Raw genomic sequence first — 10,516 nt, 5'->3', positions numbered from 1 at the left:
TTTATCTTGAATAGCATGTGATTTCGTCTTTTATAGCTTACTGATTTTATCAAGAAGATCAACAAGTCGATTTGAGTATCCAAACTCATTATCATACCAGCCAACAACTTTTACCAGACCTCCTACAATTGAGGTAAGTTCTGAATCAAAGACACAAGAATATGGATTGTTGATGATGTCAACAGATACAATTGGATCTTCTGTATAGTAAAGTACATTTTTCAATTCACCTTCTGCTGCTTCTTTAAATTTTGCATTGATCTCTGCTACTGTTGGTTGATGTGTCAATGTACAGGTAAAATCTGTTAACGAACCGTTTAAAACAGGAACACGAATACCGGCACCACCTAGTTTACCCTCTAAATGAGTGAAAACATTGGTAATTGCCTTGGCAGCACCAGTTGTAGTTGGAATAATGGAAGATGACGCAGCACGTGCGCGGCGAAGATCACGGTGAGGGGCATCATGCAGATTCTGATCACCTGTCATGGAATGTACCGTCGTAATATAACCGTCTTTGATTCCCCAGTTTTCATCTAAAATTTTGACCAAAGGAGCAACATTATTCGTTGTACAAGAAGCATTAGAAAGGATAGGGACATTTAAGTCAAAATCCTTGTCATTAATGCCCAATACGATTGTTGGTATATCTTTATCTGAAGAGGGGGCAGAAATGATTACTTTTTTTGCTCCCGCTATCAAATGTAAATTTGCTTTCTCTTTACTGGTAAAATGACCCGTTGACTCGACAACGACATCAATGTCAAGCGTATTCCAGGGCAGATTTTCGGGATTCTTTTCATTCGTGACTAAAATACGCTTGTTATTGATGATGAGATGATTGTCATCAAAGTCAACCGTTCCAGAAAATGGACCGTGAACAGAGTCATACTTGAATAGATGTGCTAATGTCTTTGTATCTGTTAGATCATTGATCGCAATGACTTCTAGATGTTCAGCATCCCTTATGAAAATATTGCGCAGTGTATTACGGCCAATACGTCCAAACCCATTGATTGCAATATGCATAACTGATTGTTATTTATGAAATTCAGCTATAGCTTCATTTATATTTTTATCACCTTCCCATTGTGCTTTTAATTGACCGTCGGCACCGTAAACATAATTTGCAGGGAATTGCTCAGGAACATGTATTTTTTGAATAAACTCTTGGCCTTTGTCTACTAAAACTTCAACATTCTCCATTTTTGATAATTTTGGAGCGAAATTGTCAAAGAAGCCTAATATTAAAGCAGGATCATTCATTGAAACATAGTAGATGTTAACATCTTTCAAGCGATCTCTGTTTTTTTCTAAAGCAGTTGCTTCTTGTTGACAGTGGCTGCATCCTGGATCAAAAAGGATAAAAACTGTGTTTTTATCTTTGGAAACATCTGATTTTGAAACTTTAATACCCGATCTTAATTGGTAAAAAGTGAAGTCAGGAAGTGTTTTTGCAGCTTCTTTTTGCATAGCTGCAGGAGCTTCCGTATGTGCACTATGATCATGCCCACTATGGTCGTGACCATCATGCTCATCATGTGCTTCTGTTTTTGCCGCTTCTTGCGTTTTAGTATTTGAATTGCAAGAGAATAACAGGGACGCTGTGACAACTCCTGTTATGCCTAATATTAATTTTTTATTCATGGTAATGGGTATCAATTATCTATCAAAACTATAAAAAATATTGAATTTAAACCTTAAAAAAGCTGATTAATGACACTGTACTGTATAATCATACGATGTTAAGTAATGATATTATTATCATTGTCATAATTTGTGAAGGAGGTTGATTCTATGATTTCAGGTTTTCCCTTTCCATATTCATTGTTGTATACTTTTAATAATACACGAACTGATGAGATGATCAATGGTCCAAAAATAAGCCCCAGCATACCAAAAAGATTTAACCCCAGTAATACGCCAAATACCGTAATCAGTGGCGGTACATCGCCAAGTTTGCGCAATATCGTAAAACGAAGTACATTGTCAATACCACCAATTAATATAAATCCATATAAAGCCAGACCAATGGCATTTCCTGTCGAGCCAATAGCTAACAGATAAATTGCGGTAGGTACGTAAACAGTCATCGTGCCCAAGACCGGGATAATCGTGGAAACGGCCGTTATTATTCCCAGTAGAATAGGGCTGTCAACTCCAAAATCCAATAGCCAATACCGGCAACAACGCCCTGACATATGCCAAGAATTGGAATACCGATAGCATTTGAACGTACCATCATGCTTATTTCGTTCCAGAGTTCCTTTTTACTTTGTTGCGAAAAAGGAATAGCATGCTGAATCGTAGATTCCATCTCTTTGCTATAATATTGCATAAAATAAAGTACAAATAAAGCGACGATGATATTGACGACAGTTTCCGCAACAGAATTTAAAACATTGGGTATGTATTTTGCTAATTTTTGAAGAGAATTAAGAATTGCGGCATCGGATAAATCTATGTTTTTTAATACAGGCTTATTGTGCATATAGTCTTTTACAGAATCAAATTTAGACAATAGGTCTTTTTGATTAACAATAAGCTGTTCTAACTGGGGAATTAGGTAGTTAATCAATCCCCATAATGGAAACACAATAAAGATCACAGACAGACTGATCAGAAATATACTTGAAATAGATTTACCCCACTTTTTCTTTTCAGTGAGGGTATGGTAAATATTTCTAAATAATATATAAAGTGTTATTGCTCCTAAAAAGCCCGGTAGATAGTATGATAAATTTGTAAATATTAATATACAGATCAAAAGTATGATCGTAATCAACATGATTTGGTTAATGGAGTTATTGTTTATTTGTTTGTACTTCATGGCTGGATCCTCAGAATAAATAAATACTAAGCATTTTTTAGCTAAACTAAGATAAATTTGTTTTATTTAATTGTATCATAATATAAAACAAATTTATTGATATCTGCGCTACCTTCAAGAATTATTTTATACTTGAAATTGATTAAATAGGACTAAGCAAGTTCCGGAATGAAATAAAAAAATGTTGGACTAAAGTACAGCTAGCGCTATTGAAATCAAATTTCATAAAGCTCAATGGGTAATCCATCGGGATCTTCAAAAAATGTAAATTTTTTATTTGTAAGTTCATCAATTCGGATGGGCTCTACTGAAATATCAGACTGCTGTAATAGTTGGACTTCTTTGGAGATGTCCTGTACCGCAAAAGCAAGATGTCTCAGCTACGGCCTCAGGTCTTGAAGGTCGTTTGGGAGGATTTGGAAATGAAAATAGCTCAATGATATAATTGCCATTTAAGGCTAAGTCTAACTTGTAAGAGTTTCTGTTTTCACGATACACTTCCTGTATAATGGTAAATCCGAGTAACTCGGTGTAAAACTTTTGGATTTTTCATAATCGCTACAAATAATAGCAATATGATGTACTTGTTGTAAATTTAATTTCATACCAGATTATTTAGCACGGGCGTATTGATTGGTCCATTCGATGTGATCACCTAAAGTTTCTGCAAAATAGAGTGGAAGATGTGGATTTTTTAGAAAAGCACGCGCTATCATGATGATGTCTGCTTTTTTATCTTGTAAGATTTGTTCAGCGTGCGACGCTTCTTTGATAAGCCCAACAGTTGCTGTGATAAGATCTGTTTCTTTCTTTATTGCCGCAGCAAAAGGTAGTTGGTAATCTTTTGCAGGACTAATTTTTTGATGTGCAACTGCTCCACCAGTAGAAACATCAATTACTTCAACACCTAATTGTTTCAATTCTTGGGCAAGAGTAATAGACTGTTCCAGATCCCAGCCATCAGTAGCCCAGTCTGTCGCAGAAATACGAACCCATAACGATTGTGTTGTAAGTTCATGCTGAACGGCTTCAATGATTTCTTTTAAAAATCGCATTCTGTTGTCTAGAGAACCACCATATTGATCAGTTCTATCATTCGATAGGGGAGATAGAAACTGATGGATTAGATATCCGTGAGCGGCATGAATTTCGATAATATCATAGCCAGCGGTGACAGCTCTTTTCGTAGCTAGCTGAAAATCAGTAATTGTTTTTTTGATATCATCTAAGGTCATGGCACGAGGGGCTATGTCCTTCTCGGGTCTGAATGCCAGAGCAGAAGGTGCAACTGTTTGCCATCCGTTTTCAGCATCCGGTGCAATTTGATAATGATTTTCCCAAGGTTTGCCTGAACTTGCTTTACGTCCAGCATGTGCTAACTGTATGCCAGGTATTGAATTTTGTTCTTTTATGAATGTCGTTATTTCTTTTAATTTTTCGATTTGTTCATCTTTCCAAATCCCTAGATCTCCGGCACTGATTCTTCCTTCGGGCGAAACAGCCGTTGCTTCCTGAATAATGGCGGCGGCGCCTCCCATTGCAAACTGTCCCAAATGAACAAGGTGCCAGTTATTGGCAAAACCATCTACAGCCGAATATTGGCACATCGGAGAAACGACTAGTCTGTTTTTTAAACTTATGTTTTTTAGGCTAAGGCTTGAAAATAGAATGCTCATATAAAATGATTTAAATGAAATAAAAAAGGAGCATGATGCTCCTTTTAAATTATATTATGGATTTGTTGACCAAAGCGAAGCAGATTTTAACATCGCTCTTCTTGGTAATTTTAAGTTTGCAATAATCAATTCTGCAAAATCCTCAGGTTGCAATACTGATTCTGGATTTCCATCTGTTAATCCGAGATCTTTGGACATATCCGAAGCAATTGTGCTTGGCATTAGCGTACAAACGCGAATATTATGTTTACGGACCTCCCGCATTAACGAATCCGCCATACCGATTACAGCAAATTTTGATGCACTATAAGCAGAAGTCGTTGCGGCTCCATTCAGGCCTGCGGTAGAAGAAACAAAAATAATGTCACCTTCATTTTTTTCAATCAACTGTGGAAGTACTACTTTTGTTACGTGGTAACTACCCAATACGTTTGTGTTAATAATATTTGTCCAAGTTTCGGCATCCATATCCACTAAAGATCCAAAGGCTGCAATTCCGGCATTGTTGATGATAATGTCAAACTGACCAAATGAAGCATTCAATTTTGCTATTGCTTCCTGCACAGCTGCTAAATCTGAAACATCAAAAACTTCATAAGTAGCTTGTACGCCTATATCCTGTAATTCCTTTACCGTAGTTTTCAGAAGTTCTTCGTTACGACCTGTGATAGCCACATGAACACCTTCTTTCGCTAGTGCGATAGCAGTTGCTTTTCCTAATCCACGAGCACCACCAGTGACGAGTGCTTTTTTCCCAGCTATATTTTCCATGTTTTAAAATTACTGATTCAAGTCCAGTTTAATGTCAATCAAATTTAATAATTACAAGTTTTCCTCTAAAATATTTGCGATGATCGGATAGGTATTTTGTTTTACCTGCTTCAGACTATGTTTATCTAACCATTCCGCTTTGGTAATATCCTCTTCAGTTTGAGGTATGAGTTTAGGGATTTTATTAACACCCATTTCATACCAATTGGTTTGTTTCAGGATAAAATCACCATTTCTCAAATAATAAGTATGGTATGATGTCTGTATTTTCTTTCCGAGGTAATCTATTTTTATGCCACATTCCTCTTCCACTTCCCTTACAGCAGCTTCTTTCATCTTTTCATGACTTTCTACTTTCCCTTTCGGAAGGTCCCATTTGCCTAATCTAAAGATGAATAAATAGTCGCCATCGCCATTTTTCACTAAGCCTCCGGCCGCTTTTATGATTTTATTCTTTTCCTTTAATTTATGGAAAATCAATTCGCAGTCTTTATGAATATATAAAAATGATTTAGGAATGTCATTTTGTTCAGATAATTTAAAAAGTTTTTCAAGTTCAATATCTTGAACATCAATAGTTTGAGGGTTTTTAATACCCGTGGGAACAAAATCTGCCAAAATTAGCACAGATTGGTTCATATAAATTTTATAAATTTGCGACATGAATAATTTAAATGAGGTTGAACAAAAAGTTGCCGAATCCTTATTGCAAATTAAAGCAATAAAATTGCAACCTAAAAACCCTTTTACTTGGGCATCGGGTTGGAAGTCTCCAATTTATTGTGATAATCGTATTACTTTATCGTATCCAGCAATCCGTACGTATATTCGTCAGAAGCTTTCAAAGTTGATTCAAGAAGAATTTGGATCAGTGGATATGATTTCTGGTGTAGCTACTGCAGGTATTCCACAAGGTGTACTAGTTGCTCAAGATTTGGGCTTACCATTTTCTTATGTGAGAAGCAGTGCTAAAGATCACGGTCGTCAAAATATGATTGAAGGTGAGATTGTTAGCGGTCAACGTGTTGTTGTTGTTGAAGATTTAGTTTCAACGGGTAAAAGTAGTTTAATTGCGGTAAAAGCTTTACGTGAGGCAGGATGTAATGTGGTAGGTCTAGTGTCTATTTTCACATATGGTCTGGATGAAGCAACAAAGAATTTTGCTGATGCAAAATGTACTTTACATAGTCTTTGTGATTACAATTCACTCATTCAAGTGGCTGCAGAAAATGGTTTTATTTTTGAAGAAGATGTTGAGTTATTAAAAGATTGGAGAAAAAATCCTTCAACCTGGTCACCAATTGTCTAATTTATAAAAAGGAATTTTTATGACAACTATTCAGAACAATGTAACAATTGAAAGTCGGTTCAGGAGGTTTATGCTTTTTTGAAAGACTTAAATAATCATGAGCAATTGATGCCTGAGAATATTTATAATTGGTCGTCAACTGCCGATGAGGCACGTTTTACAATTCAGAATATGGCTAAGTTGGCCTGAAAGTAGACGAAAGGATAGAAGATCAAGAAATAAAACTAGTTCCATCTGAAAAGGCTCCTTTTGATGTTACATTAAAATGGACTTTGTCAACAGTTTCGGCTAACGTAACAGTGGCAACATTTACGATTGAAGCTGACTTGAATATGATGATGAAAATGATCGCTTCAGGACCTCTTCAAAAATTAGCTGATTTTCAAGTGAATAAATTGAAAGAGATTTTAGGATAATCTATCCCTATTTTATCCTATAAATTTTCAGTCTATAAAGAAATGTCTTCCAATTTGGAAGACATTTTGAGTTTTAAAGCTATCTAAATCATGCTTAAATGGTCTTTTTTAAAACAAGTGTGTCAGCAGTGTGTCTAAAATTAAATATATTATTCTATATTTGTGTGTCAATTAGACATAGATATTATGAAAGTAGAAAAATATAAAGACATAAAAAGTACACAGGATGCTAAAGGTTATACTATATATACTACTGTTACTTTTGAAGATGGTACTAAGAGTAGGCTACGGAAAAGAGTCAAAGAAGCTGATTTAAGTACAACTAAAAGATACTGGTCGGAAATGTTAGAAAAAGGGTTGAACCCTTTGGATGTGGAATCAGAAAAAGCATTATTGAAAATATCAGGTTTAATTACTGTTTCAGAAGCATTGCAGGATTTTTACTTAAGTAGAAGAGTAACCCCAAAAACTCTAATAGATTATAAAATACACCTATCTGTGTTTGAAAACAAATACAGTAATATAAATATTAAAAGCGTAACAAATAAAAATATTGAAGACCTATTAAAAGAAAAATTAGATGCTGGTGATTATGCACAGTCAACATTAACGCAGGCAAAAAAAACATTCACCACATTTTTTAATTTCTGTACAGCTGAAAAAATAATACCTTCATCCCCTTTAAATATCTCCAAAAATCTTAAAAGCACTAAAGACACACTAGATAGACACGTCCCATTTTCAGAAGGTGATTTTGTGAATATAATTGAAGAATTAAAAAAGCCTGAACACTCATTAATTTTTAATTTTATCAATTTTATCTATACTGTACATTTACGTCCTAAAGAAATACGGTTTTTAAAAAAGCAAGATATTGATTTGAATAATAATGTAATTACAGTAAAGGCATCAGTAGCAAAAAATAGTAAAAAGGAAATATTACCAATCTATCCATCATTAAGAAAAGTAATTGATAGTATGAATTTAAATGAATTAAATGATGATGATTTTATTTTTAGTTTTCCATTTAAAAATGGAAAAAGAACTAAAATAGGTGTTAATTATGCATCAGATTATTTCAGAAATAAAATCTTAATTCCATTAGATATGCATGAAAAAACTGGTTATACGCTTTACAGTTTCAAAGCTAAAGGTAATTTAGATAAGCTCGATAAACACGGCTGGAGCTTACCACAATTACAAAGATGTAACCGTCATAGTAATATAGCTCAAACACTAACATATCTCAAAAACATAGGCAAAATAACTGAAATAGATAATTTAGAAATTACAGATTTATAATAAAAAATAAAGGGGTAACTAATACGGTTACCCTTTTTTATTACCTAGATGTTACCGACATAGCTATCACTTTAGCCTACACTATAACCTACACTTTAGCTATCATCTTCATCAATTAAGCTTAACATAAATTTTGAATTTGTTGCTAAAATGCTATTCCAATTCTTTTTATCTTCAACATATTCTTCTTTTTCAGCTTCATTAATTATCTCTTTTTCCACCAAATATTTAAGTACATTATCACTCAATAAGCTATATTTATTTTTTCTTATTTTACCATACATTTAATAATAGCTATACCTAAATTGTTGGAAATAAACTTATTAATACAATCTCCACCTACTGTTATGATATTTTCATTTATCTTATTTACCATTGTTATTGAATAACTAAGTGCTTGCCCACAAATACATTTACCATCATTATTTTTTACATTAATAACATTCCATTCTTCTTTAGCACTTTCAAGTTCACTAGCATTACTATATTTTAGCAATTCATCAATAAATATTTCTTTTTTAGTTCTTTTCATATCTATATTTTTATATATAAATAGTTCAAAAAAGATTTTTAACAAGTTTTATTCAATATTTATTTTATAAGCTCAAATAAAGCTCTGTAAGCTCTTTATATTCATTTGTAGTACTTAGTATCACTTTCATATATTAATTGATTGTAGATTATAAGGGGTGTCTTAAATCAAAGGTTATATGTAATTATGTATATGAAAAAACCTATATTCAATGTTATGATTATGTAATTCAATTAAGATGTAAATAAAGCCTTTTAAGCTCTTTATATTTATTTGTAGTACTTAGTATCACTTTCATATATTAATTGATTGTAGGCTCTTTGCATTAGCTTAAATTGAAGGTTGATGTGTGTTATCTTGTTGATGTTTAATTAATTCTTGATATTTCAATTCAGCTTTATTAATTGCATACATACCAAATGAAAAAGCTGTATTCCCAAAATCAGTGTCACTTGGATAAACATATCTTTCATAATCACATCTATCATTTGCTTTTCTATATTTTCCCTTAAATACATCAACAGCTATTTGTTTACCATCAATTATTATACTATACATATATACATTACCTTCATTTTTTACTTGTATATATTGAAGTTCACCTTTGTTAAATTCTTTCTTTATATTATTCTTAATCATTTCTTTATATTTTAATTATGACTAATATATATCAAGAATAAAAAAACCTAATTTAAGGTGACAGGTATTTGTTTTTTCTATTTATTTTAAAAAGTGTTGTATCTATATCACTTTAATATAATAATTAATTGTAGCTTATAAGTTCAGGCTTATTTGCCCTGTCGGGCGCAACCCTCTCTACCTGATTGTTACTGTAACCTTGGACGATAGTCATACATAGACTTGTAAGTAAATTCCTAATTATTAACCTTCATCATTTTTATTTACATATATATTTATGTTTCAACTTGTTGGAATAAATATATCTATATCAACTATTTATATATTTTTAAATCTTAATTCTATGTTGGATATATTATATTTCTATGTTGGATATATTTATTTAAATAGAATAAAATATTCTTAATAACTTGTTGGATAGATTATATTACTATTGTATATACTGTAATAACTATAATAAAGAGTTTTAAGACACTTTGTGTCAATTTCTAATACTTATACTATAGTTATATATTAATTCATTACATAGCTTTATTTGTATCTTAAAACTAATATTAATACTATGTTGGATATATAATATATTTAATTCTTATATTTTGTTAATTATACTATTTTGAATATATAGTATGTATTTTATTCTTAATAATTTGTTGGATAATAATAATTTCTATTGTTTGTTACTGTTACTTATTTTAAATAGATATGAGGTAGTTTTATATTATTCTGATATTTATACTATATTGATATAATAATTGATTGTATAACTTTATTTATATCTTAAATCTAATATTAAATATCTATATCCAACCATATTTTAAAATTCTATTCAACTATACTATATTTTTTTCAATTACATATTTAAGCTATTGTTAAAATCATTGTTATTGTTAATTCTAAATCTATTTCTATATCTATTTTCATCTTCATTGTTAAATCTATTGTTATTGTTATTAATGTTACCCTATACTGCTACCTATAGTGCTACCTATACTGTTACCTATACTGTTACCTATACTGCTACCTATAGTGCTACCTATAGTG

Annotated in this window: 11 protein-coding genes and 2 pseudogenes; 3 read left to right on the top strand and 10 right to left on the bottom strand. The window is 32.1% G+C overall.

All coding sequences use genetic code 11. The features are described 5' to 3' along the window. Positions 1–30 precede the first annotated feature (30 nt). The 7 genes and pseudogenes from gap to L950_RS21900 all read right to left on the bottom strand — a co-directional run bounded on the left by gap (position 31) and on the right by L950_RS21900 (position 5,916). On the bottom strand, positions 31–1,029 hold the full coding sequence (gene gap, locus L950_RS21925) for a type I glyceraldehyde-3-phosphate dehydrogenase (protein ID WP_021190354.1): 999 nt from the start codon (positions 1,027–1,029) through the stop codon (positions 31–33). 9 nt (positions 1,030–1,038) lie between these two features. Beyond that, positions 1,039–1,647 carry a TlpA family protein disulfide reductase gene (locus tag L950_RS21920; RefSeq protein WP_021190353.1) on the bottom strand — a complete coding sequence of 203 codons (609 nt, stop codon included), beginning with the start codon at positions 1,645–1,647 and terminating at the stop codon, positions 1,039–1,041. A gap of 98 nt (positions 1,648–1,745) precedes the next feature. Next, positions 1,746–2,788, bottom strand: a pseudogene (locus L950_RS21915) (AI-2E family transporter). Between the two features lie 257 nt (positions 2,789–3,045). Next, positions 3,046–3,435: pseudogene (locus L950_RS37550) on the bottom strand (VOC family protein). Positions 3,436–3,441: 6 nt separating this feature from the next. After that, positions 3,442–4,506 carry an NADH:flavin oxidoreductase/NADH oxidase gene (locus L950_RS21910; RefSeq protein ID WP_031288490.1) on the bottom strand — a complete coding sequence of 355 codons (1,065 nt, stop codon included), beginning with the start codon at positions 4,504–4,506 and terminating at the stop codon, positions 3,442–3,444. A 54-nt stretch (positions 4,507–4,560) separates the two neighbouring features. After that, positions 4,561–5,277: a 3-ketoacyl-ACP reductase gene (locus L950_RS21905; RefSeq protein WP_021190351.1), complete on the bottom strand. Its 717-nt coding sequence runs from the start codon at positions 5,275–5,277 to the stop codon at positions 4,561–4,563. 51 nt (positions 5,278–5,328) lie between these two features. Beyond that, the gene (locus L950_RS21900; protein WP_231577778.1) at positions 5,329–5,916 is read right to left on the bottom strand and encodes an NUDIX domain-containing protein; all 588 of its coding nucleotides are present in this window, start codon (positions 5,914–5,916) and stop codon (positions 5,329–5,331) included. A 22-nt stretch (positions 5,917–5,938) separates the two neighbouring features. Here L950_RS21900 and pyrE point away from each other — a divergent pair, with 22 nt between their 5' ends. From pyrE to L950_RS21885, 3 genes are all read left to right on the top strand, one after another. Then, entirely contained in the window at positions 5,939–6,586 is a 648-nt protein-coding gene (gene pyrE / locus L950_RS21895) for an orotate phosphoribosyltransferase (RefSeq protein WP_021190349.1), read from the top strand. Between the two features lie 272 nt (positions 6,587–6,858). After that, entirely contained in the window at positions 6,859–7,002 is a 144-nt protein-coding gene (locus tag L950_RS36865; RefSeq protein ID WP_021190348.1) for a hypothetical protein, read from the top strand. Positions 7,003–7,188: 186 nt separating this feature from the next. After that, a complete protein-coding gene (locus L950_RS21885; RefSeq protein WP_021190347.1) occupies positions 7,189–8,304 on the top strand; it encodes a site-specific integrase in 1,116 nt (371 codons plus the stop codon). Between the two features lie 95 nt (positions 8,305–8,399). Here L950_RS21885 and L950_RS21880 read toward each other — a convergent pair whose 3' ends face one another. The 3 genes from L950_RS21880 to L950_RS21870 all read right to left on the bottom strand — a co-directional run bounded on the left by L950_RS21880 (position 8,400) and on the right by L950_RS21870 (position 9,475). Then, the gene (locus tag L950_RS21880; protein ID WP_021190346.1) at positions 8,400–8,588 is read right to left on the bottom strand and encodes a hypothetical protein; all 189 of its coding nucleotides are present in this window, start codon (positions 8,586–8,588) and stop codon (positions 8,400–8,402) included. After that, on the bottom strand, positions 8,573–8,836 hold the full coding sequence (locus L950_RS21875; protein ID WP_156169811.1) for a hypothetical protein: 264 nt from the start codon (positions 8,834–8,836) through the stop codon (positions 8,573–8,575). Before L950_RS21875 ends, L950_RS21880 begins: the two co-directional genes overlap by 16 nt. Before the next feature lie 330 nt (positions 8,837–9,166). Further along, the gene (locus L950_RS21870; protein ID WP_021190344.1) at positions 9,167–9,475 is read right to left on the bottom strand and encodes a hypothetical protein; all 309 of its coding nucleotides are present in this window, start codon (positions 9,473–9,475) and stop codon (positions 9,167–9,169) included. Positions 9,476–10,516 lie beyond the last annotated feature (1,041 nt).

This window comes from Sphingobacterium sp. IITKGP-BTPF85, assembly GCF_001006065.1.
GTDB classification, from domain to species: Bacteria; Bacteroidota; Bacteroidia; order Sphingobacteriales; family Sphingobacteriaceae; genus Sphingobacterium; species Sphingobacterium anhuiense.
The sequence above is the reverse complement of the archived record's forward strand: the minus strand, read 5'-3'. Positions and strand labels throughout refer to the sequence as shown.